The organism is Pseudomonas sp. 8_5_2, from assembly GCF_059295255.1.
The window spans coordinates 916,873-939,319 of record NZ_CM181238.1; the positions used below are offsets into that span (position 1 = coordinate 916,873).

The 22,447-nt window shown below is 58.3% G+C and carries 23 protein-coding genes and 1 tRNA gene; 8 read left to right on the forward strand and 16 right to left on the reverse strand.

Annotation, left to right across the window (positions count from 1 at the left end):
* Positions 1 to 260 precede the first annotated feature (260 nt).
* Complete coding sequence (locus AC5O5R_RS04095) at positions 261 to 4,019, forward strand: anti-phage protein Upx-like protein (protein WP_494514984.1); 3,759 nt, start codon at positions 261 to 263, stop codon at positions 4,017 to 4,019.
* Positions 4,020 to 4,117: 98 nt separating this feature from the next.
* Here the strand turns inward: AC5O5R_RS04095 and AC5O5R_RS04100 are convergent, their stop codons facing one another.
* The 15 genes from AC5O5R_RS04100 to AC5O5R_RS04170 all read right to left on the reverse strand — a co-directional run bounded on the left by AC5O5R_RS04100 (position 4,118) and on the right by AC5O5R_RS04170 (position 14,364).
* Positions 4,118 to 4,705, reverse strand: a complete 588-nt coding sequence (locus AC5O5R_RS04100) for a tail assembly protein (protein ID WP_494514985.1) — start codon at positions 4,703 to 4,705, stop codon at positions 4,118 to 4,120.
* Positions 4,705 to 5,064 carry a hypothetical protein gene (locus tag AC5O5R_RS04105; RefSeq protein WP_104960817.1) on the reverse strand — a complete coding sequence of 120 codons (360 nt, stop codon included), beginning with the start codon at positions 5,062 to 5,064 and terminating at the stop codon, positions 4,705 to 4,707. Before AC5O5R_RS04105 ends, AC5O5R_RS04100 begins: the two co-directional genes overlap by 1 nt.
* Before the next feature lie 256 nt (positions 5,065 to 5,320).
* Positions 5,321 to 5,518 (reverse strand): hypothetical protein, encoded by a 198-nt coding sequence (locus AC5O5R_RS04110; protein ID WP_033698165.1) that lies wholly within the window; start codon positions 5,516 to 5,518, stop codon positions 5,321 to 5,323.
* A gap of 129 nt (positions 5,519 to 5,647) precedes the next feature.
* Positions 5,648 to 6,805 (reverse strand): phage major capsid protein, encoded by a 1,158-nt coding sequence (locus tag AC5O5R_RS04115; RefSeq protein WP_494514986.1) that lies wholly within the window; start codon positions 6,803 to 6,805, stop codon positions 5,648 to 5,650.
* A gap of 81 nt (positions 6,806 to 6,886) precedes the next feature.
* Positions 6,887 to 7,117, reverse strand: coding sequence for a helix-turn-helix domain-containing protein (locus AC5O5R_RS04120; protein ID WP_081874717.1), 231 nt, complete (start codon positions 7,115 to 7,117; stop codon positions 6,887 to 6,889).
* Between the two features lie 3 nt (positions 7,118 to 7,120).
* Positions 7,121 to 8,410 carry a tyrosine-type recombinase/integrase gene (locus AC5O5R_RS04125; protein WP_494514987.1) on the reverse strand — a complete coding sequence of 430 codons (1,290 nt, stop codon included), beginning with the start codon at positions 8,408 to 8,410 and terminating at the stop codon, positions 7,121 to 7,123.
* A gap of 250 nt (positions 8,411 to 8,660) precedes the next feature.
* Positions 8,661 to 8,954 (reverse strand): hypothetical protein, encoded by a 294-nt coding sequence (locus AC5O5R_RS04130; protein ID WP_494514988.1) that lies wholly within the window; start codon positions 8,952 to 8,954, stop codon positions 8,661 to 8,663.
* A complete protein-coding gene (locus AC5O5R_RS04135; RefSeq protein WP_494514989.1) occupies positions 8,954 to 10,225 on the reverse strand; it encodes an AAA family ATPase in 1,272 nt (423 codons plus the stop codon). Before AC5O5R_RS04135 ends, AC5O5R_RS04130 begins: the two co-directional genes overlap by 1 nt.
* On the reverse strand, positions 10,222 to 10,629 hold the full coding sequence (locus AC5O5R_RS04140) for a virulence-associated protein E (protein WP_494514990.1): 408 nt from the start codon (positions 10,627 to 10,629) through the stop codon (positions 10,222 to 10,224). The genes AC5O5R_RS04135 and AC5O5R_RS04140 overlap by 4 nt, the downstream gene beginning before the upstream one ends.
* Before the next feature lie 295 nt (positions 10,630 to 10,924).
* Positions 10,925 to 11,194, reverse strand: coding sequence for a hypothetical protein (locus tag AC5O5R_RS04145; RefSeq protein ID WP_494514991.1), 270 nt, complete (start codon positions 11,192 to 11,194; stop codon positions 10,925 to 10,927).
* Entirely contained in the window at positions 11,191 to 11,349 is a 159-nt protein-coding gene (locus tag AC5O5R_RS04150) for a hypothetical protein (protein WP_494514992.1), read from the reverse strand. The genes AC5O5R_RS04145 and AC5O5R_RS04150 overlap by 4 nt, the downstream gene beginning before the upstream one ends.
* A 386-nt stretch (positions 11,350 to 11,735) precedes the next feature.
* Complete coding sequence (locus AC5O5R_RS04155; protein ID WP_494514993.1) at positions 11,736 to 11,960, reverse strand: helix-turn-helix transcriptional regulator; 225 nt, start codon at positions 11,958 to 11,960, stop codon at positions 11,736 to 11,738.
* Positions 11,961 to 12,069: 109 nt separating this feature from the next.
* Complete coding sequence (locus tag AC5O5R_RS04160) at positions 12,070 to 12,864, reverse strand: hypothetical protein (RefSeq protein WP_494514994.1); 795 nt, start codon at positions 12,862 to 12,864, stop codon at positions 12,070 to 12,072.
* Complete coding sequence (locus tag AC5O5R_RS04165) at positions 12,864 to 14,072, reverse strand: tyrosine-type recombinase/integrase (RefSeq protein WP_494514995.1); 1,209 nt, start codon at positions 14,070 to 14,072, stop codon at positions 12,864 to 12,866. The genes AC5O5R_RS04160 and AC5O5R_RS04165 overlap by 1 nt, the downstream gene beginning before the upstream one ends.
* 207 nt (positions 14,073 to 14,279) lie before the next feature.
* Positions 14,280 to 14,364: transfer RNA gene (locus AC5O5R_RS04170), tRNA-Leu, on the reverse strand.
* Positions 14,365 to 14,469: 105 nt separating this feature from the next.
* On the opposite strand from AC5O5R_RS04170, the gene queA reads away from it, so the two are divergent.
* The 6 genes from queA to AC5O5R_RS04200 all read left to right on the forward strand — a co-directional run bounded on the left by queA (position 14,470) and on the right by AC5O5R_RS04200 (position 20,535).
* Positions 14,470 to 15,519, forward strand: a complete 1,050-nt coding sequence (gene queA / locus AC5O5R_RS04175; RefSeq protein WP_172231411.1) for a tRNA preQ1(34) S-adenosylmethionine ribosyltransferase-isomerase QueA — start codon at positions 14,470 to 14,472, stop codon at positions 15,517 to 15,519.
* 14 nt (positions 15,520 to 15,533) lie between these two features.
* The gene (tgt, locus tag AC5O5R_RS04180; RefSeq protein ID WP_172287079.1) at positions 15,534 to 16,649 is read left to right on the forward strand and encodes a tRNA guanosine(34) transglycosylase Tgt; all 1,116 of its coding nucleotides are present in this window, start codon (positions 15,534 to 15,536) and stop codon (positions 16,647 to 16,649) included.
* A gap of 42 nt (positions 16,650 to 16,691) precedes the next feature.
* Positions 16,692 to 17,027, forward strand: a complete 336-nt coding sequence (yajC, locus tag AC5O5R_RS04185; RefSeq protein WP_172224197.1) for a preprotein translocase subunit YajC — start codon at positions 16,692 to 16,694, stop codon at positions 17,025 to 17,027.
* 63 nt (positions 17,028 to 17,090) lie between these two features.
* Positions 17,091 to 18,953 carry a protein translocase subunit SecD gene (gene secD / locus AC5O5R_RS04190; RefSeq protein WP_172224194.1) on the forward strand — a complete coding sequence of 621 codons (1,863 nt, stop codon included), beginning with the start codon at positions 17,091 to 17,093 and terminating at the stop codon, positions 18,951 to 18,953.
* A gap of 10 nt (positions 18,954 to 18,963) precedes the next feature.
* Entirely contained in the window at positions 18,964 to 19,872 is a 909-nt protein-coding gene (secF, locus tag AC5O5R_RS04195) for a protein translocase subunit SecF (protein WP_172224190.1), read from the forward strand.
* 120 nt (positions 19,873 to 19,992) lie between these two features.
* Positions 19,993 to 20,535: a glycine zipper 2TM domain-containing protein gene (locus tag AC5O5R_RS04200; RefSeq protein WP_172224187.1), complete on the forward strand. Its 543-nt coding sequence runs from the start codon at positions 19,993 to 19,995 to the stop codon at positions 20,533 to 20,535.
* Between the two features lie 184 nt (positions 20,536 to 20,719).
* Here AC5O5R_RS04200 and suhB read toward each other — a convergent pair whose 3' ends face one another.
* Positions 20,720 to 21,538 carry a type III secretion system regulator SuhB gene (suhB, locus tag AC5O5R_RS04205; RefSeq protein ID WP_494514996.1) on the reverse strand — a complete coding sequence of 273 codons (819 nt, stop codon included), beginning with the start codon at positions 21,536 to 21,538 and terminating at the stop codon, positions 20,720 to 20,722.
* Positions 21,539 to 21,689: 151 nt separating this feature from the next.
* Between suhB and trmJ the strand changes: the two genes are divergently transcribed.
* Positions 21,690 to 22,445, forward strand: coding sequence for a tRNA (cytosine(32)/uridine(32)-2'-O)-methyltransferase TrmJ (gene trmJ, locus AC5O5R_RS04210; RefSeq protein WP_172224181.1), 756 nt, complete (start codon positions 21,690 to 21,692; stop codon positions 22,443 to 22,445).
* Positions 22,446 to 22,447: the final 2 nt, after the last annotated feature.

Below are 22,447 nucleotides of genomic sequence, written 5' to 3' on the forward strand. Positions count from 1 at the left end.
GATTGGGTGTCTTAGCAGGCTAGCCGACTTTTACGATCCTTCTTCGGGATGTCAAAGTATATTGTATCTCATTGTTTTAATTGGTTTTTTCGTAGTTAAAGCTTTGAGATATCCCCATTGATACCCCCGCGGTGAGCCTCCTATTTGATGCCGATCCTCTTCGTTCCACTTCTGCATGGCACAACCCTTCAGCTACGATGCCAGGATGACATCACGGGCAACGGGATGTCGCAGATCCGTAGACTAGAAAGAGATCAAGTATGAGCAGGGACGAAGCAGGTACTGGTATGAAAGAGTTCGATTTTGAGGCGATGATGGCAGCCATGGCCTTGAGTGCGAGCGCTGAACCAATTGAGTCAGTAATGGAACGGTGCCCCGCGTTGATTAAAAAGCTGGAGCGGTATTGCCCAGTAACAACTGCGGCGGTGTTTGGTGGATTATTACTTAACCCAAAATTCCAAAAGAACTGTCTCCGGCTTGAGTATCTTATTCACCTTGCGATTGCAGTAGGCAACGGAAAACGTACTGCACCATACCAAGATCTAATCGATGCATACAATTCAGTAGGGAACGAATACAGTCAGCTGGAAGATCCCCCCGAGGATCTTTTCGCTCATCGCATTTATACGCGCCGAGGAAACTATTTAGTAATTGATGGTATTTGGGAGGGTGCAGGCTTCTACTTGCAAAGATTTATGCATCTTGTAGATAGCATGCCTGATTATGGGCTCTTTGGCGCTCTCCGAAACTCCATACATGCGCTACTTAAAATTTCGAACTTTATATGCTTGCGGGCTAACCTCATGCCCAACAGCCTTGGCGACGAATTTGGACAGGACCGCCTCGGCGGCGCAACTGCAGCGAAAGCAGCTGCATTCAAGAGTTCAGTCGCGGTTTCGCCTACCGATCTTCGAGAGTTGGGTGTCGAGTTTGAGGATATTGAGCCATTCATTTTTGATCCTTCAACGCGAAACCTTATAAAAGAGCAAAGCCTTGGTAATACTTCTCTTGAGCGAAAACCTCTAGCCATGATTGGGGACGATATATATGTCGTACTCCCAACTGCAATATCTTTAGCAATCCGATCGTGTTGCGTTTCAGTGCTAGCGACCGGCAAATCCAGGCCGACTTTTACTTACAACCTGAGCAAAGAATATTCCAGACTTATCAGTCACATGAAAATATTAGGTGGCGACGGTATTGATGCAGATTTTGCTCACAATGGCGACGAAGCCTTTTTCTGTGTTCAAAAAGTTATAGACACAGGGCGATATATCAATTTTGCATTTCTATTGGACAGTCTAGAAGATTTTGCAGACTCTGGCTTTATGGGCATGTATAGCCCGAGCGAAAAATTAAGGGAAAAGCTGGCAGAACAAGTTATAGAAATGCAAGACAAGGCTTCGGCTGACCCCCAATTTAGGGGCGGAATAAATTTGATAGTTAGCTGCGGTATAGGTAGAGGCGCCGCCTTTGATTTGTCGCTCCCCCCGCGGGATGGGTGGAAGCTCGAAGTCATCAGCGCTCATGACTTTTACACTCTTAGCAATGTAGAGCAGTTTGAGCCATTGAATCTGTGGCGCATGCTCGAAGCTGAAGAAAAATTGCAAGAAAGCAACGTCCTTATCCAGAATATGAACGGACTTTTGAATCTTTACGCATGGTGCGATTCCTTAAATGGTCACATGGTGCCGCACTCAGAGATTCCTGATGATCCTCACAACTCAACATTGTTCTTGGCAATCACACAGAATGGACTGCGAGAGACACGACAAAAAGTTGCATTTTCGATGGACGACCAGGTCCAGCAATACACCGACGGATCATGGTTACTGATTCGCAAAGAAGGCTCAAGCTACTTTAAGGAAGAAGATCTTCTACCACTATACGGAAGCTTCACTCCCGGGATTCCGAAAGGAGCCGTTATAACAAAAAACAGATGTTGGTGGACAGAGCTGGCATCGCCGCCTAATGGAATTGATACTGCTAGCTACGATCGCTGGAAGATGCTGGGAGTATGGATAGTCCGTGCCGCGCCTATTCTTGATGACGCCCTAGGTCAAGAGCTAGGGCAAGGACCTATAGTTTGGAGATGTGTATTTGAGAAGCCGCAAGACGCAACCTATATCGAAGAACACGGTAATGAAGATGATGCTGCCAAATCGATAACTGCGACTGTCCATGCTGAGATCAGGACCGTCCAACTGAACATAGGCCCCGACTTCGACAAGGCGTTGTTCAACCCAACAAACATAGCAGAACGGGCTCTGGTGCAAGCTTTTGTGGCGGGAGTGCTAGAGCTTGCACGAAAAGACGGCTCATTAGTGGACGATCTAACAAATAAAATAGTACCAAATGACCAGGCGCGGCATGCACATATTTTCCAAGCTTCGAAATTTAGAGACCACTTTCCAGAGCTATTAAGCAAAAAAGTAATAACAATAAACAACTTAGATGAAGGCCTTGGCAAACTTAATATGGGCTGGAAAGTCCGAGATAGGGGAGACGGCGGCGTAATTGAGGGCAAAGTGGAATGCCAAGCCTACCTGAATGCCCTCGTTACCAGATTAGAGGTTGAACTCTGCAGGGATGTCAAACAATTCAACCGCGAGAGCTTGGTGTCAGAGCTACTCATGAATGCAGATACCGCTAGCGTCTCACGCGATCGGTGGCATAGGACAGCGTCAGCAGTTCTATCACTTAGGAATGATCAAAATGCAGCGCTAGCCGTCATGCGTGATTACGAGTTCAAGCTTAATTCTGTACTGCAGCCGAGCCGAAACTTAATTGAGATGGCAATTTGTGAATCTCCAGTTGAGGGCGGAAATTTTGTGGGCGACCTCGATATCGCTCGCCTACTCGGCAAGGCTGCATGCTTACACCACTTGGGAGGGTGGTCAGATCTGATACGCTGGGATGTAATGACACCCAAAGTGATGATCCGCCCTTTAGGCGACGTTCATGTAGAGCATGATTTCATCGAAACTGTAGTAGAAGATTTTGGAACAGCGACGAGCACACATAGATACCTGTCCTCTGCTCGCAACTATGCAAAGAACCTGAAGGAACGCGACTCTTCCAGTGAAAAATCTCAAGAGATAGATCCTAAGTTTTTAGCTGCTTGGATGCAAGATCTCGGAGCAAGCTTTGAAGACTTCTGCAAGTTAGTAGATGCGATAGAAAACTATGCAGTCAATACTGGTCAATCTGTCCTGGTAATGCGTCGCGCTGAGCTTTTGAACTTAGGAGAAAGCGCGGAGAGCGCGGAGTGCATACTCCAAGCTATGACCCTGGCCCCTAGGGAGTCTTGGCGTTACGTGCCGGAAGGCTATGAGTCAAAAGATATCGATCCGTGGCGATTCAAACGACGCTTGAGCGTTGTAAGACGCCCTCTTCTACAAATCACAACTAGCGAAGAACCTCTCTACCTCATCGCCCCTGGAATTATTCGAGAGGGTTTCATCGCAATGGTGAGCAACTATTATAGCGGATCCTATCCAGACCGGCATTGCGGACCAGGAATGCGAAAGTATGCTGGATATGCTCGCGAGCGAGATGGGATGGCTTTTAATACTAAAGTATCTGAAAAACTAGAAGAGCTAGGCTGGCAAACCCAGCCTGAAATCAAACTAACAAAGATACTTAAAGACAAACTTGATCGCGACTATGGAGACGTCGATGTACTAGCATGGGATGCTGATCTGGGTCGAGTACTAATTATTGAATGCAAAGATTTACAATTCAAAAAAACGTACGGAGAAATTGCAGAGCAACTCAATGATTTTCGCGGAGTAGAGAGAAATGGGAAACGAGATCTATTGAGAAAACATTTAGACAGGGTTTCGATCCTGCGCGAGCAAGCCCATAAAGTCCAAAAATATCTGAACCTCAAAAGTATCCCTATAATTGAAAGCGTTGTGGTGTTTAGCAATCCCGTACCCATGCAGTTCGCGTCAGGCGCAATTCGGGAAGAGGCAAAAACATTCACGTTCAACTCTCTATCAGACCTGCGCGAGTGAATTTTACTGTGACGATAGTGTTTGATGGGTGTCTTCAAATTTGAGGACACCCCCTAAATACCCTCAGTCTGGGGTATTCAAAGTGGCCCTGGTTCACTTCAAGCCTTGTCCTGGGCCACGATCGATGCAGAAATGATGGCCCCGCCCCAGCGGCGCTCGCCGATGCAGATCGGTACCGGTAATCCACTAGCGGTGGTGTTCTTGGCACTTCCAAAGGCGTAGCTAGGCAGGTTCTCGGGCGCGCCGCTCTGTGACAGCCCCTTCGCCTGGGGGCTGAGCATCTGAATCACGCCGCCAGCGACCAGCGCGATACCTGGCCCGTAGGTGGCGCCTCTGGTGAACGGTCCAGCAATGAGCAACGCGATTCCAACGATCGTCTGCAGCAGCCCAGCACGCTTGCTGCCATGCACTACCGGCACAAACCACAGCTCTCGGGCTCCCCCTCGGGTCAGGTCACCGTCGCCAATGTTCTTGCCATTCTTGAATATCGCGAAGCGTAGCCCCCGGCTCTCGGCATCGGCCAGGTCACGGGCGAAGCCTGGATAATTAGCATCCAGCGCTTTAGCGGCCTCTTTTGCGTCACCGCGTTGCAGCAGGAAGTGGTGGTGTTTGCCGTACTTCTTGCCCAAGAAGCCGCCCAGACGGATTTTGGTTTTTGGCGCATAGTCGATCACGGTCGCAGCCATCACACGGCCTCCTGTGGCATGGACAGATGGACGCCCAGGCGCCGAGCGAGCATCTCGCGGCACTGCAGCGCCTCCAGGCGAATGGAGTCCTCTCGGGCAGGACAAGGGTTCCAGTTGGGCGCATAGCTCGACATTGAAGCGCGAGCGCCGCGTAGGGTGCCACGCAGCAAGGCGGCAGATATCCGCGCCTCCTCCTCGGTAAAGAACACGCCATCGAGCTTCACCCTTTGGCCGGCCTGGACACGATCGACTTCCCACAGCAGATAGCAGGGGCCACCTTTGTCCAGGGTGAAGGTGGCCACGTCGCAGGCTCGGGCGAAACGCTCTTGAAAGGTGGACGGAGCTGGTTGAATGGTCATCAGCGGATAGCCTCCAGGTGTTAACTCGTCGGTGTTAAAGCGTTAACTTTTCGAGGTTAAAGCTGTTAATCCGGTTAACACCCGCCAGAGGGCGCTATCGCCGTCTATGCCGCTGTTTCCGTGGCTTCCAGCCCCATGCACGTTCGGCATGGTGTTAACCTCGTTTTAACTTTTTTTTAACCGGGGAAAAAATGTCTACGTGGGGTCGGAGGCGGTCTAGGTCAGCGGACCTTCCAGACTTTCGACCCGCCCCCCCTCAGTAGGTCGGCGCGATGTATGGCGGCGCCGACCGGATCTGTTCCAGCGCTTCTGCGGCGCTCAGGCCGCTGGCCAACAGTCGATCGATCTCTTTACTCAACCGCTCACGCTCTTCCATCTGGCGCAGCAGGGCGCGGCTGTGGGCGATCTGGTTGAGGGCTCGTTGAACTGGCTTGGGTAGATGGGTATGGCTCATGGTCTTCTCCGGTGTGAATGAAAAGGCCCGCGAGTGCGGGCCAGTGCCGGATCACCCCACAAAGGAAAGAAGGGCTCCGACTGCTGCGGTTAGGAGGTCGTGGCACTCACAGCTGACCCACGCTTGCGCTTACGGAGTCGGCGCACCGGTCAGCGTCACCAGGCGAGTGGCCGTAGGAGCGAACACAGCCAGGCCAGCGCGCAGCTCTGCCAGGATGGTCACCATGTTGCGGCGGAAGTTGTCGCCGTCGTGGCGGCTGGCCTCCACGGTCACTTCCTGACGGTCCAGCAATGCGGCCACGCTGGTATCGAGGATCAACGCCTCGCCCTGCGGCATGCCGTTGGTGACGACTACAGGGGTGCCCCACAGGCTGGGCGGTGCTGGATCGCGTGGAGTGCCGATCACATACTGCCCGTCGCCATCCTCGGCGCGCTCGCTCTCGATGGCGAACCAGTCACGCGGGTTCATCACGATAACGTTCGGGTTCCAGCCTTCGGCCTTGAGGTCAGTGAGGGCTGCGCCGATACGGTCAGCTGGCTTGCCGGTGGTGATGCCTGCGGCGGTTGCCTGCTTCTTGAACCCGAGGATTTCGCCTGGTCCACCGTCGCCGTTGATGAGCTCGGCTTCCAGCTTCTGGCGAACCCCCACGCTCATAAGCGTATTGATCTGCCCCTCAAGCTGGTCATTGTCCTGCAGCACCTGGAGGCTCGCCGGAATCCAGGTGGCGATGGTGGCGATCTCCGCCCGCTCCATCTTGGTGGGCATCGACCCTTCGGCCTTCTCCTCACCTTCTTCTGTTTGGTAGGCCGCGCCGTTGATGTAGCCGTCGAGGCGAACGAACTCGTAGGTAGCGCTGGTGACCGGCACGATCGGCAGCACATCCAGCAAGCTCAGCCGCGGCTGCGGAATTCCGCGGATCCCGGCGCCATCACGCTGCGGGGCAGTTGGGTAGCTGGTCGAGCCAGTGACGCCTTTGTTGGGATTGGTGATGGCTGCGCGGACGCCCACTTTGCAATTGATCTGGCCGGAGGACTTCATACCGTTGCGGAAGCCAGCGATGCCATCAGCGGCCACGACCTGGGCAGTCACAGCATTGGAGTCGGTGGAATCGTCGTTAGCGCCTCGGCGGGCGCTGACATTCACCATCTTCTGCTCGATTTCTTGGAGGCGGGCGCCGAACTCGGTTTGTTTCTCTGCAGAGGACGATTTGAAGTCAGCGATCTGCGTGCCGATGTTCTGCAGCGTTTGATTCAGCTGGGTCATGTCCTGCTGATAGGGATCTGGCATAGGGTTCTCCGGGGTGTGTAAACGATGCCGTCTACCCTATGCGCGCACGCACACCCCGGTCAGCGGTTAACTTCGACGTCCTCAGTCGGTATCCGTCGCAAAGCGCACTATGTCGGCTATTTTGTAGAACCGCCGATTGCCACGGCGCACGAATGGCAGCGGTGAACGACCTTCTGCAGCCAGGCGGCGCAGGTAGCTGGGGGCATATCCCAGCAGGTCTGCCGTGGCTGGCTCGGGCACCAGGCCACCAATCAGTGGGGTGATGCCTGCCTGGGCCAGCCGCTCGGTAACGTCCTGTTCAACGTCCACCATGATTTACATGCTCCTCTGTGATGCATCCGGATTTTCGCTGGAGGCCGCGTGGTCTGCGGCCTGTGTCGGATTTTGTGGGATTGTGTATCTCGGGTATGTCTCGCCTGTGAGTGCGCTCAACCCGAGCCCGTCTAAATGGTCGTGCCAGCGTTCCAGGGCTTGGCGCTTAAGGGCTTCGGCGGTGGTGTGGATGTAGGTGGCGTCCATGTTGCGCAGGGCGTGGTTCACCAGCATCTCGCCCACTAGGTAATCCACGCCCAGGTCCATCCAGCTGGTGCGGGCGACCTTGCGCACGTCGTGGCTGGTCCACTGGCGGTCACTCAGTTCGGCAAACACCTGGCTGGCTGCCGTGGCACTCAGTGGCCCGCGCCGGCTGGTTGGGAACAGGTAGGCACCGTGATAGCCCTGGGCGGCCTGCTGGGCTTGATAGCGTCTCAACAATGCGCAGGCCTGGCGGGTGAGCGGCAGGGTGTGGTTCTGCTTGGTCTTGGTGTCGTCGGCGGGGATGAACCACTGGCCGGCCTGCAGATCGACGTTGCGCCACAGCGTACTGCGCGTCTCGCCCAGGCGGGTACCGTGACACAGCATCATCAGCGCCAGCAGGGCGTCACCGGGCCGCACCTCGCTCCAGCCTGCCAGCTTGGCCAGCAGATCGGGCAAGTGCTTCTCGCGCAGCCGGGACGACTTCGGCTTGATCCGCACCGCAACGAAATCCCCGAAGCGCAGCGAGCCCATGGGGTTCTGCTCGATCATCCCGAGCCGGTGTGCCTTGCGCATGGCCACCGCCAGCACGTTGAACACCAGGCGGACGAACGAGAGTGCATAGCGCTCCTGCAGTGGCCACATCAGGCGTTGATCGAGTGTGGCCTTGCTCACCTCGGCCAGCGGTAAGTCATGCAGCCTTGGCGCCAGGTGGCAGGTCATGGCCGACTTCGAGCCGGCCTTGCGCTTGGCTGACAAGTTGCGGTCGCGCAGCATGCGATCCAGGTACCAGTCCAGCAGCTCACCGGTACGGCTCCAGGTGCTGGTCAGCGAGGTGGCCTCGGCGTCTGCGGCACGGCGCCCCAGGATGGCCGGCAGCGCGGTCAGCATGGCCTTGGTGGTCAGGCTGGGGAAGTCGCCGGCCTTGCCCCACTTGCCCCTGACAACGACGTGCCAGGCGCCCCGGGTGCGGTCGACGGTCGAATAGCGGAATCGCAGCTCGGGGTAACGCGGGTCACGCAATTGGCGAACTGGCTGGCCGGCCTGCTTGCGTATTTCGGCGTCACTGAGGGGGATGTGTTTGGTGGTCATGTTTGCTCCTCAAACTGAGGGTGTCGTTTAACCGAACCAGGCCAGATGATCCGAATCAGACCAAATGAGCCGATTCGGATCAGGGCGCAACTGTGTCGAAAGCAACACACTGTGGCGTTTTCTACACAGTGGCGAACGCGGTCGGGCCATCCGATAAGGTGGGAAAATCCCGTGTTTTGCCGAAGCGGGAATTCCCGCCAACCTCGTCGAGCGCTCGCCGATCGCTCGCCTAGGTATCCACTGAGTCTCGTCACGGCCCCACCTCCGCACCTGGCCAGCGCACGCGCACGTCGGCCAGCGCTTCGTCGCGGGTAATGGGCTCGCTGATCATGGTGAATGGCCGGCACCCCGGCACCAGCACCGACCAGTTGCAGCGGCGCTCCAGGCCGTCGTTCGCTGCCAGCTCTGCGAGTAGCGCCAGCCGGTTAGCTTTGACGTATTTGCGCACATCGTCGGTCAGCTTTGAGGCGGGGGAGATCCGCACCCGCATACCTTGATTCTTTGCGGAAAATCCACGTTCCAGCAGGTAGTCGAGCGCGGCCATTACAGGTCCTCCGCGTCATCATCCAGCGATGGAAGCGACGCGACACCCGGCAGCGGATCTTCCTGCTGATTCTCCCACTCGTGCCCATTTTCCTTACTCGTGCCCACGCCAGAGGATGGGCATGAGTAGGATTCTGAGGGCACGAGTGGTTGAAAGGGCTCGAATGAGCCACCCGCTTGAGGCAATGACCAGAACGACTTCACATCCTTTTTGTTGCCGGTTCTGGCGGTGACAACAGACAGCTTTTCCCTCGCTCGGCGAATCTGCTTCTCGGTGTAGCCATTGCGCCTCATCAGGGTTTTTGCTTCATTACTTTCGAGCGGGTTGTCATTTAAGATCCGATATAGGCAGTCGCTGGGATCATCCAGGTCTTGTGCCTCCTCATCACAGGATGCCTCCGCTTCTCCGAGGATCTCCCGGGCACTACCTTCGATGGCTGCGCCCCACATCACGCGAGTGGCTTCGATCCCATCTCCGATGTCGCATGGCTCGATGGTGTAGGAGACGCCTCCCTCGTCAGCGCCGATGTTCGACTTCGCTCGCGCCAGCACGCGTTGGTCGGAGTCCTCCTGCTTGGCAGCCACCAGTACCGTGCGCGCCAGCGCCGAGAACGCTTGCGAGCCAATAACTCGATCAGCAGGCGACGAGCCAGCGCCACCCTTGGCGAAGTGGGAAATTCCCACTACGGCGCAAAGGTTCTGCTCGGCGAAGTCCACCACGCCTTGCAGCGCCCGGCGCACGTCATTGGCCTTATGCATGTCACCCTTCACTGCGCTGACGATGGGGTCGAGCATCAGAAGCGATACGCCGCCAATCTCGCTGGCCGTTTCACGCAAACGGACAATGTCGTTGGCTGGGTCGAATGGATCGGCGTCGCCCCTTGCGTTCGAGAGCCCCTGGATGATGTAGACCCGGCTCATGTCAGCGCCAGCAGCGGTCAAGCGGGGGATCAGCGTATCGGCTGGATCATCCTCGCTCGACCAGATGAGTGCATTGCCCGGCTCGCTGCAGCGGCTGCCATCCGGCCAGCGCCCCCCAGTGGTGATGGTGGCGATCAGGCCGATCAGCAGCGTGGTTTTCCCTGTGCCGCCAGCGCCGGCGAGGATGTGCAGTTTTCCTTTGGCCAACCAGCCAGGCCACAGCCAGCGGATGGGAACGGCCTTGATTGTCGACGCCTTAACCGCATTGACGCGCCATAGGGGCGTTACGTTTTCACGATTGATGGGGCTAAGAGGCTCGGTCCATTCTTGTGCAAAGCGGTCAATAGTCATTTGACCCCCAGGCGCAGCTTGGCGAGGTTGAAGCGCGCTAGGTCGTCACCATCCAACTTCCCTTGTCGCTGGAGAGGGTGGCCGATCCGATAAACCATGCGCTCATGTTCAATTGCCGCCTTACTTGGGCCGCGCCGCGGTTGTTTATCGCCGGGAAACAAGTCTCGCAAATCCAGACCAATTGCCGAGACAATCTCTTTTGTTGTGCAGCCGGCCCAGCATTTGAGCAAGACGACACCGTCCGAAGTTTCTCTAATGGCCAAACTGGGGTGCTTGTCATTGTGTGCGGGGCAGCAGGCTTTCCACTTGTCGGCGCCAGCAGACTTAACTTTGTCTAGTCGGTTAAGCACTTTATCCAGGCAAGCCGATCCCATCGGCGCTTGTGCACCGTTTTGGATGTTCATGGTTATGCTCCGGGTTTGACTTCGGACAAATGGAGAGTCGCGGCAGCGCCAGTGTCGGACAAGTTGCCAACTAGACTGCCTAGGCTTTCGAGGAGCCAGCCTATATCAGTTACCGCCACAGGGCTCAGACCGGTTTCACCGTTCGATGCTGTACAAGCCAACAAGTGGCCTATGCCTGATATCCCATGCGCGAGTACCGACACACAACTTTCAGTCGCATGCTCTGTCGCTTTCAGCTGACCGGGAGTCATGTTCTTCAGCGCTTCGTGGCGTGGCAGGAGATCGTTCCAATAGCTCATTGCACACCCCCGACTTCGTTCGCGCTGTAGCTATAGCCGATGTACCGGTGCCGCCAGCAAAAGTTCTGCGAGCCGAGTTTGACGTTATCGAGCTGCGCGTAAAGGTCTTTCGAGATCGGATGCTGCTGACCAAGAGCCGGGATAATCATCGCCGTAAGGATACATTCGAGCTTTTTAAACGCCTCCCTGGCCTGGTTTTGGTGGTGGCATTCGAAATCGGCGAGAACGGCCGGCTCCAGCATTGTTTGCTTCGGGCCACGGATCATTGCTCACCTCCTTGCGCTTCCAAAGCGCGGGCCTGATCCATGTGGTGGTTGTAGCGCTTCAAACGGACGGACGGGGACGAGTTTGCGCGGAGGGCGCTGAGGGCCATCTTGCGGTGAGCAAGAGCGCGGATTTTGGACGGAATGAGGGTGTTCATCGGTTCAGCTCCTAACGTTGAGGAGCTGCCACGGATCGTCGCCAAACGATTTAGGGTGGCAGCTGTGCGCAGGTTGGCGAACCGGGACGTTAGGCACCCGGCAGACCCGAAGGTCTCCCGCGCACAGCCGCCATAAACAGGATGTGCGGACACAAAAAAAGCGCCTGCAATCATCAAGGGGGCGCTTGTGCGCCTAACAGTAATCGGGTCGCCAAACCCGGTCGCTGAATTTGCAGCGACAGATGGACGATACAGCGAGCGCTGAATGGTTGCAAGTCCTACTCGTGCCCATTTTTTCCACTCGTGCCCATCCCTGTGCGTGGGCACGAGTGCGAAATATGGGCACGAGTAAGGAGAAAGGGCATCAATGGAGGCGGGGTAGGTCATCACGCCACCTCGCCACGGCTAGCTGCGATCTGCTCGTCACACCAGGCATGAATCTCAGCCTCGATCCACACGACGCACTTCGGGCCGAGGGTGACTTGCTTGGGGAACGCGCCAGCGGCTATACGTCGGTAAATCTCTGTGCAGGACAGGCCAGTGATCGACTCAACGTCCTGGCGCTTGATAAAGCGGCGAGCGGGCGGGGTGGTGTTGGTAGGGTTAGCCATCGTCTGCGCCTCCTTGGGCGGTTTCGGTAATCGACGATGGCAATGCTGGCGGGTGGTGATCGGAGAGTCATTGCAACTGCAAAAATCAGTTTTGCAGTTGCAATTGCAGTCAGTTGGGGATGGCTTTCCTAAGCCTGGTCAGCTCGGCATTCGAGTCGCTGAAATGCTTCTGTAAGGAGCTTTCGCTGAGGCCGCGTATCCCGGCGTTGCGATCAAGAATCGACGCGATCAAGGATGCTTGGGTGTGTTTTTTCTTATCTGTTGTTGCTGCCTCTAAGAGGGCCGCGACGGTAATGCGTAGAGACGGTGGTAGCTTTTCTTGTTCGCTATCCGGCATGAGCTTGACCGGCTTGGGGTCTTCTGTAGGTGAGAAGTTGTAAAACGGCTTTTCAATCCATACGCAATGATCGTTGAGCATGACTGTTAAGGGAGGTTTTTCAGGAATGGAATCTTTATTTGCCATCTCTGCAAGTTTATAAATGTCACTGGTCAGTGCCATGAATTTTATGTCGTCAGGGTCTTCGTCTTGAGGGGATATGAACATATCGCTCTGGCTATCCCTGATTGCGTAAAATCCACCATCCAGATCCCTGATTGCATAAGCCAGGCGACCATCGACTTGAACCGTGTCGCAGGGGAGGTAGAACCCGAGACATACACCAGCCATTGCGTCAGGCTGCAGATAATAGCGGCAATCCTTAACATGGTCCTCATGTAGGTCCTTTTCAAACATGGGTTTGAGGCTGACTATCTCACCATGGCAGGTTCTAAATAGCCTGATCCATCCGCCATCGTATAAAGAGAGTAGTTTGAACTCATCTACCTCTTCATTGATTAGTGTTGAAAGCAGGCTTGCCGCCTCTTTCATAGGTATTGCCGCCTTGAACTTGCTCAGCTTGCTCATCAGGAAGCGCTCCGAATAGAAACCACATTCGCGCCAGCGCAAAGGGCGTCAATTTCATCTGCCCAGCTCTGCATCATTTCCCGTCGCTGCTCCAGGTAGTGCGCATGGTTGTACGTGTCGCGGATCGAGTCTTGATCCCCGTGGGCCAGTTGCCGCTCGATCCAGTCACGGTTGTAGCCTCGGGTATTGAGGCTGGTGCTCAGTAGATGGCGGAAACCGTGGCCGGTCTGGCGTCCCTCATATCCCATCGTGGCGAGGGCTTTGTTCACCGTGTTCTCGCTCATTGGCCTGGACCGATTGTTACGGCCAGGGAAGGCGAGGGGATAGGTGCCGGTCAGTTCATGCAGGGCACGCAGCAGGACCACGGCCTGGCGTGGGAGCGGGACGATGTGAGGGCGTCGTGCCTTCATTCGCGCTGCTGGGATAGTCCAGGTCGCTGACTCCAGGTCGAACTCGTCCCAGGGCGCCAGCCGCAGCTCACCGGGTCGCACTGCTGTCAGCAGTAGCAGGCGAATGGCGATCTTGCTGGTGATATCGCACTGGGCCGCGTCCAGTTTCCCCAGCAGATCTGGCAGTTCGCCTTCTGATACGTGCGGATGGTGGCGAGTGCGCGGGGCGTGCGCGGCTACCACGTCCAGATCGGTGGCGGGGTTGCCGGGTACCACGCCCTTGGCCAGGCCGAAACGGAATATCTGGCTCAGCCACTGGCGAACCTTGCGGGCGACGTTGAATGCCTCGCGCCGCTCGATCTTGCGCACCAGGTCGACCAGCTCAGGGCGTTGCACCTCGGCAGCTGGCCGTTTGCCAATCACCGGGAATATGTCCGACTCCAGATACTGCAGCGCTTTCGATGCAGTGGCGGGAGCCCATCGTGGCTGGTTGTAGTCGTACCATTCCCGCGCTAGCACTTCGAGCGTCAGCACCTGTGCGGCGGCAGTGGCCTTTTCCTGCTGTTTATGTGCGCTTGGGTCAATACCTTGTGCCAGCAACTTTCGCGCGGCATCCCGGCGCTCGCGTGCCTGGGCAAGTGTGACGGCGGGGTAGGCGCCCAGGCCCAGCATCTTGGCCTTGCCCTCGAATCGGTAGCGAAGGCGCCAGAGCTTCCCGCCAGCGGTCGTCACCTCAAGACAAAGGCCCAGGGCGTCAGCGAGGCGATAGAGCTTGTCGCGGGGTTTGGCGGTGCGGATGGCGGTATCTGTGAGCGCCACGGCTATTCCCTTGCAGTGCCGAACCGCGCTGGATTGCGGTCGGTGTGTGAGTAGGATTCTGGACCGAACTCGTCCTACTCACAAATCTACTCACATACTTTGGGGCTTTCAAGGGAATCACTGGGAACGATAGGCACAAAAAAACCGGCTCAGTGGCCGGTTTCTCTGGTGTTCCGGGTCTGGTAGGGACCGCTTGGAACTATATGATGGTGCCCCGAGGGAGACTCGAACTCCCACTCCTTTCGAAAACGGATTTTGAATCCGCCGCGTCTACCAATTCCGCCATCAGGGCGTGGCGCGCAGTATAGAGAGACGCCGCTGGTCGGTCAATCGGCTTTCATGGTCAATTTTCGCGCATTGGGCTAAACTTCCCGGCCCTGCCGAACCGAACATCATCATGCGCGTCGCCGATTTTTCCTTCGAACTTCCCGATTCCCTGATCGCTCGCCACCCACTGGCCGAGCGCCATGGCAGCCGTCTGCTGGTCCTCGATGGGCCGAGCGGCGCGCTGGCCCATCAGCAATTTCCCGATCTGCTCGACCACCTGCGCCCCGGCGACCTGATGGTGTTCAACAACACCCGGGTGATCCCGGCGCGGTTGTTTGGCCAGAAGGCCTCCGGCGGCAAGCTGGAAGTGCTGGTCGAGCGCGTGCTCGACAGCCACCGGGTGCTGGCCCATGTGCGTGCCAGCAAGGCGCCCAAGGAGGGTGCGGTCATTCTCATCGATGGCGGTGGTGAGGCCGAGATGGTCGCACGCCATGACACGCTGTTCGAGTTGCGCTTCACCGAAGAGGTGCTGCCATTGCTCGACCGCGTCGGCCATATGCCACTGCCGCCCTACATCGACCGCCCCGATGAGGGCGCCGACCGCGAGCGCTACCAGACCGTGTACGCCGAGCGTGCCGGGGCGGTCGCAGCGCCCACTGCGGGCCTGCACTTTGACGAAGCCTTGCTGGAAAAAATTGCTGCAAAGGGCGTCGAGCGGGCCTTTGTCACCCTGCACGTGGGCGCGGGTACCTTCCAGCCAGTGCGGGTCGACAAGATCGAAGACCACCACATGCATAAAGAGTGGCTCGAAGTGGGCCAGGATGTGGTCGACGCCATCGAGGCCTGCCGTGCCCGTGGCGGCCGCGTGATCGCGGTCGGTACCACCAGCGTGCGGTCGCTGGAAAGCGCAGCGCGCGATGGCGTGCTCAAGGCCTTCAGCGGCGACACCGACATCTTCATCTACCCAGGCCGGCCGTTCCATGTAGTCGACGCCCTGGTCACCAACTTCCACCTGCCGGAGTCCACGCTGCTGATGCTGGTCTCGGCCTTCGCCGGCTACCCCGAGACCATGGCCGCCTACGCGGCGGCGGTCGAGCACGGGTACCGCTTCTTCAGTTACGGTGATGCCATGTTCATCACCCGCAATCCGGCGCCACGCGGGCCCGAGGATCAAGCATGAGTCGCACCTGTCGAATGTCCTTCGAACTGCTGGCCACCGACGGCAAGGCCCGTCGTGGTCGCATCACCTTCCCACGCGGCACCGTGGAAACCCCGGCGTTCATGCCGGTGGGTACCTATGGCACGGTCAAGGGCATGCTGCCGCGCGACATCGAGGCCATCGGCGCCGAGATGATCCTGGGCAACACCTTCCACCTGTGGCTGCGCCCGGGCACAGAGGTGATCAAGAAGCACAACGGCCTGCACGACTTCATGCAGTGGAAAGGCCCGATCCTCACCGATTCCGGCGGTTTCCAGGTGTTCAGCCTGGGCGCTATGCGCAAGATCAAGGAAGAGGGCGTGACCTTCGCCTCGCCGGTCGATGGCTCGAAAGTGTTCATGGGCCCGGAAGAGTCGATGCAGGTGCAGCGCGACCTGGGCTCGGACGTGGTGATGATCTTCGACGAATGCACTCCGTACCCGGCTGAGCACGACGTGGCGCGTACCTCCATGGAGCTATCGCTGCGCTGGGCCCAGCGCTCGAAGAACGCCCACGCCGACAACACCGCGGCGCTGTTCGGCATCGTCCAGGGCGGCATGTACCAGGACCTGCGCATGCGCTCGCTGGAAGGCCTGGAAAACATTGGCTTCGACGGCCTGGCCATCGGCGGCCTGTCGGTGGGCGAACCCAAGCACGAAATGATCAAGGTGCTGGATTACCTGCCGGGCCAGATGCCTGCTGACAAACCTCGTTACCTTATGGGGGTAGGCAAACCGGAAGATCTCGTTGAGGGTGTGCGCCGCGGCGTCGACATGTTCGACTGCGTGATGCCTACGCGCAACGCGCGCAACGGCCATCTGTTCGTCGATACAGGGGTGATCAAGATCCGCAACGCGTTCCATCGCCATGATGAATCGCCGCTGGACCCGACCTGTGACTGCTACACCTGCAGCAACTTCTCCCGCGCCTATCTCCATCACCTGGACAAGTGCGGAGAAATGCTGAGCAGCATGCTGAATACCATCCACAACTTGCGCCATTACCAGCGCTTGATGGCCGGTTTACGCGAGGCTATTCAACAGGGTAAATTGGCCGCCTTTGTCGACGCCTTCTACGCCAAGCGCGGGCTGCCTGTGCCGCCCTTGGACTGACTGCCCGCATCCATTATTAGAAAATTACATTAGGAGTGCCCAATGAGCTTCTTCATCCCCGCCGCATACGCGGACGCTGCTGCACCTGCCGCCGGCCCAGCCGGTACCGGTTTCGAGTGGATCTTCCTGGTCGGTTTCCTGGTCATCTTCTACCTGATGATCTGGCGCCCACAGGCCAAGCGTGCCAAAGAGCAGAAAAACCTGATGAGCAACTTGCAGAAAGGTGACGAAGTTGTCACCAACGGCGGCATCGCCGGCAAGATCGTCAAGGTTTCCGATGACTTCGTGGTACTGGAAGTGTCCGACACTGTCGAACTGAAGTTCCAGAAGGGTGCCATCGCGGCCACCCTGCCAAAAGGTACGCTCAAGGCTATCTGAGTTACCGGTTTATTTTTCCAGTCGGGGCGCGCAACGCGCCCCGCGTCTTGAACGGGCGGCGTGATGCTGAACAAATACCCTCTGTGGAAATATGCACTGATCGTGCTGGTACTGGTGGTCGGTTTCATTTATTCCGCTCCCAACCTCTACCCGGACGACCCGGCGGTGCAGATCAGCGGTGCCAGCTCGGCGCTGCAGGTGAACCAGGCCGACCTCGATCGCGTCAGCAAGGCGCTGGTCGATGCCAAGATCGCCGTAAAAGGCGCGAGCTTGGGCGAGAAGGGCAGCGGGCTGATCCGCCTGACCAATCAGGAAGACCAGCTGCCAGCCAAGGATGTAGTGCGCAAGGCACTGGGCGATGATTACGTCGTGGCCCTTAACCTGGCCCAGACTACCCCGCAATGGCTGCGCAACCTGGGTGCGAGCCCGATGAAGCTGGGCCTGGACCTGTCCGGTGGTGTGCACTTCCTGCTGGAAGTGGACATGGACAAGGCCATGAGCGCCCGCATGAAAGTCTATGAAGGCGAGGTCAAGACCTTGCTGCGCAAAGAGCGCGTCCGCTACCGCAGCCTGCCTCAGCAGGATGGCGGCATCATGCTGGGCTTCTCTGACGATGCTACCCGCGAACAGGCACGTGCCCTGATCCGCAAGAATTTCAATGATTTCGAGCTGACCACCAGCGACCGCAACGAGCTTGCCGTGCTGCGTCTGGCGCTGACCCAGGCGAAAGTCGCCGAGATCCGCGAGTACTCGATCAAGCAGAACCTCACCACCGTGCGCAACCGCGTGAACGAGCTGGGCGTGGCCGAGCCGCTGGTACAGCGCCAGGGCGCCAACCGCATCGTGGTCGAGCTGCCAGGCGTGCAGGACACTGCCGAAGCCAAGCGTATCCTCGGTAAAACCGCCAACCTGGAGTTCCGTTTCGGTGCCGAGCCGGGCGCGTCCAAGGCCACTACCGAAGTCTTCGAGTTCCGTGAAGGCGGTCGTTCGGCCCCTGTCGAGCGCGGCCTGATCATCACCGGTGACCAGGTTACCGATGCCCAGGCCAGCTTCGACGAGCACGGCCGCCCGCAGGTGAACATCCGCCTGGATGGCCACGGTGGCGAGCTGATGAGCCGCGCAACCCGCAGCAACGTCGGCCGCAGCATGGCGGTGATCTTCATCGAGCAGAAGCCGGTCACCCGTTACGTCAAGCAGACCGTGGGCGGCGTCGAGAAGGACGTTGCCGTACAAAGCTTCCAGGAAGAGAAAAAGATCATCAGCCTGGCGACCATCCAGTCGCCGCTCGGCAGCCAGTTCCGCATCACCGGCCTGAACGGCCAGGGCGAATCGTCCGAATTGGCCCTGCTGCTGCGTGCCGGCGGCCTGGCCGCACCGATGTACTTCGCTGAAGAGCGCACCATTGGCCCAAGCCTGGGTGCCGACAACATCACCAAGGGTATTGATGCGTCGCTGTGGGGCATGCTGTTCGTCTCGCTGTTCATCATCGCCATCTACCGCGCCTTCGGTGTGCTGGCCACCATCGCCCTGGCGGGCAACATGGTGCTGCTGCTGGCGTTGATGTCGCTGCTGGGCGCCACCCTGACCCTGCCGGGTATCGCCGGTATCGTATTGACCATGGGTATGGCGGTGGACGCCAACGTGCTGATCTTCTCGCGTATTCGCGAAGAGATTGCTGCCGGCATGTCGGTGCAGCGCGCCATCCACGAAGGCTTCAATCGCGCCTACTCGGCAATCGTCGACGCCAACCTGACCACCTTGCTGGTCGGCGGCATCCTGTTTGCCATGGGTACCGGCCCGGTCAAAGGCTTTGCGGTCACCATGTCCCTCGGGATTTTCACCTCGATGTTCACTGCCATCATGATGACCCGTGCATTGGTCAACCTGACTTGTGGCGGGCGTGACATCAAGAAGCTGTGGGTTTGAGGGAGCTGCGATGAAAACCATCAATTTCATGGGCGTGCGCAATGTCGCGTTTGCCGTTACTGTGCTCCTCACTGTCCTGGCGCTCTTCAGCTGGTGGCAGAAAGGCCTGAACTTTGGTCTGGACTTCACCGGCGGTACGCTGATCGAGCTGACGTACGAGCGTCCTGCCGACCTCAACGCCGTACGTGCCGAGCTGGTCGAGTCCGGCTTCCACGAGGCGGTGGTGCAGAGCTTCGGCGCGACCACCGACCTGTTGGTGCGCATGCCGGGTGATGACCCGCAGCTGGGCAGCAAGGTGGCGGCAGCACTGGAGAAGGCTGGCGGCGACAACCCGGCCACGCTCAAGCGTGTCGAATTCGTCGGCCCGCAGGTGGGTGAAGAGCTGCGCGACCAGGGTGGCATGGGTATGCTCCTGGCGCTGGGCGGCATCCTGATCTACCTGGCGTTCCGCTTCCAGTGGAAGTTCGCCGTGGGTGCGATCATCTCGCTGATCCACGACGTGGTGGTCACCCTGGGTATCCTGTCGTTCTTCCAGATCACCTTCGACCTGACGGTGTTGGCGGCGGTGCTGGCGATCATCGGCTACTCGCTTAACGACACCATCGTGGTATTCGACCGGGTGCGTGAGAACTTCCGCGTCATGCGCAAGGCCTCGTTGATCGAGAACATCAACATTTCCACTACCCAGACGCTGCTGCGTACCGTTGCCACCTCGGTTTCGACCTTGCTGGCCATTGCGGCGCTGCTGTTCTTCGGTGGTGACAACCTGTTTGGCTTCTCGCTGGCCCTGTTCATCGGCGTCCTGGCCGGTACTTACTCGTCGATCTACATCGCCAACGTGGTACTGATCTGGCTGAACCTGAACAGCGAAGACCTGATCCCGCCGGTAAAGGCTGAGGGTGTGGACGACCGCCCATAAGGGGGTTTCTTACGCCGCTTGGCGATCAAAAAGGCGCGAGTGTTGAACTCGCGCCTTTTTTTTTGCTCCAAGGCAGGGAGAAGGCGGGCTAGCCCCCGCGGGTACGATCAGGAGGTTCATGTGAATAAATCAATGCTGGTAGGTGCTGTGCTGGGTGCTGTCGGTGTCACTGCCGGAGGTGCTGTCGCGACCTACAGCTTGGTGAACAAGGGGCCTGAATACGCCCAGGTCACCGACGTGCAACCGATCAAGCAACAGATCAAGACACCGCGTGAAGTGTGCAAGGACGTAGCCGTGACGCGCCAGGCGCCGGTCAAGGACCAGCACCAGATCGCCGGTACTGTGGTGGGAGCCCTTGCCGGTGGCCTGCTGGGCAACCAGATTGGCGGTGGTACCGGCAAGAAGATCGCTACCGTGGCCGGTGCGGTCGGTGGTGGTTATGCCGGCAACAAGGTGCAGGAGGGCATGCAGCAGCGTGACACCTATACCACCACGCAAACCCGCTGCAATACGGTCAATGACATCAGCGACAAGGTGGTGGGTTACAACGTGAAGTACACCATCGGTGACAAGGTGGGCCAGGTGAAGATGGATCATGAGCCAGGCTCGACCATCCCTGTCGACAAGAATGGCAAGCTGATCCTCAGCGAAGCTGGGCAGTAATGTCGTTGCCTGTACCGGCCTCATCGCCGGCAAGCCAGCTCCCACAGGAAGGCATCTGCTCGCAGGCCTGTGGATAACCTTGTGGGAGCTGGCTTGCCGGCGATGGGGTTGGAACAGGGAATGCAAACCATCAGGCACAAAAAAAGCACCTCGAAAGGGTGCTTTTTTTGTCGGCTATCCGCGCTTAGCGCTTCATGCTTTCTGGCAGGTGCGGCTGGATGGCAGTCAGCACGGCCTTGAAGCACTTGATGTTGCCGGCAACGATGTGGCCCTTCTCAAGGAAGTCATGGCCACCGTTGAAGTCGCTCACCAGACCGCCCGCTTCCTGAATCAGCAGCACGCCAGCTGCCATGTCCCACTCGGACAGGCCCGACTCCCAGAACGCATCGAAACGGCCGGCGGCCACGTAGGCCAGGTCCAGGCTGGCGGCGCCGGCGCGGCGGATGCCGGCGGTCTGGCCAGTCAGGGCGCGGAACATGCCCAGGTAGTTGTCGATATCGGCCATCTGGCTGTCACGGAACGGGAAACCGGTACCCAGCAGGGCGCCTTCCAGGCTGGTGCGCGAGCTGACGCGCAGGCGGCGGCCGTTGAGCTGGGCGCCACGGCCACGGCTGGCGGTGAATTCTTCCTGGCGAACCGGGTCGAGAACAACGGCGTGCTCAAGGCGACCGCGGTATTTGCAGGCGATGCTCACGGCAAAGTGCGGGATACCGCGCAGGAAATTGGTGGTGCCGTCCAGCGGATCGATGATCCACAGGTAGTCCTTGCCTTCTTCGCCGGTGCCCGCGTGCATGCCCGTCTCTTCACCCTGGATGGAGTGGTTCGGGTAGGCCTTGCGCAGCGCGTCGACGATTTTCTGCTCGGCGGCGCGATCAACCTCGGAGACGTAGTCCTTAGCCTCTTTCTCGTCCACCTTGATGGTATCCAGGCGTTCGATGGAGCGGAAAATCAGTTCACTGGCGCTGCGAGCGGCGCGCAGGGCGATATTCAGCATAGGCTGCATGGGCGGGTCACCTGGAGATGTTAAAGAAGAAAGCCGATCATTCTAGCAGAAAACTTTGGCGGCAGAAGTGTCACATTTGCTTTCATGGCGTTACGTCTGTCGGTTCTGTAAGATCGAACGTCCTGATTACTGCCCTTGTGAGCACAACACCTTGCTGCAAAATATTCGTGTTGTTCTGGTCAATACCAGCCACCCCGGCAACATCGGCGGCGCTGCGCGTGCCATGAAAAACATGGGCTTGTCGCGCCTGGTGCTGGTGCAGCCGAAAGAATTCCCCGCTGCGGATGCCAGTGCCCGGGCCTCGGGCGCCGACGATGTGCTGGATAACGCCCAGGTGGTCGACAGCCTCGAGCAGGCCCTGGTCGGCTGCAACCTGGTAATGGGCACCAGCGCCCGCGAGCGCAGCATTCCCTGGCCGTTGATCGGCCCGCGCGAGTGCGGCGCCAAGGCGGTGGAGCATGCCAATGGTGGCGAGGAAATCGCCCTGGTGTTCGGGCGCGAACACGCCGGCCTGACCAACGAAGAACTGCAGCGATGTCACTTCCACGTGCACATTCCCTCGAACCCCGACTTCAGCTCGCTGAACCTGGCTGCCGCTGTCCAGGTGCTCTCCTACGAAGTGCGCATGGCCTCGCTGGCCACCGTAGAAGCGCCGGGCAAGGTCGAGAAGGCTGACGCCAGCGAGCTGGCGACCATGGACGAAATGGAGCTGTTCTACGACCACCTGGAAAAAACCCTGGTGGGCATCGGCTTCCTCGACCCCGACAAGCCCAAGCACCTGATGCCGCGCCTGCGCCGGCTGTACGGGCGGGTGGCGGTCGAGCGTACGGAAATGAGCATTTTGCGCGGCATCCTTACCGAGACCCAGAAGGTGGTCCGGGGCGAGCCGCATAAACGGAAGGACTGATC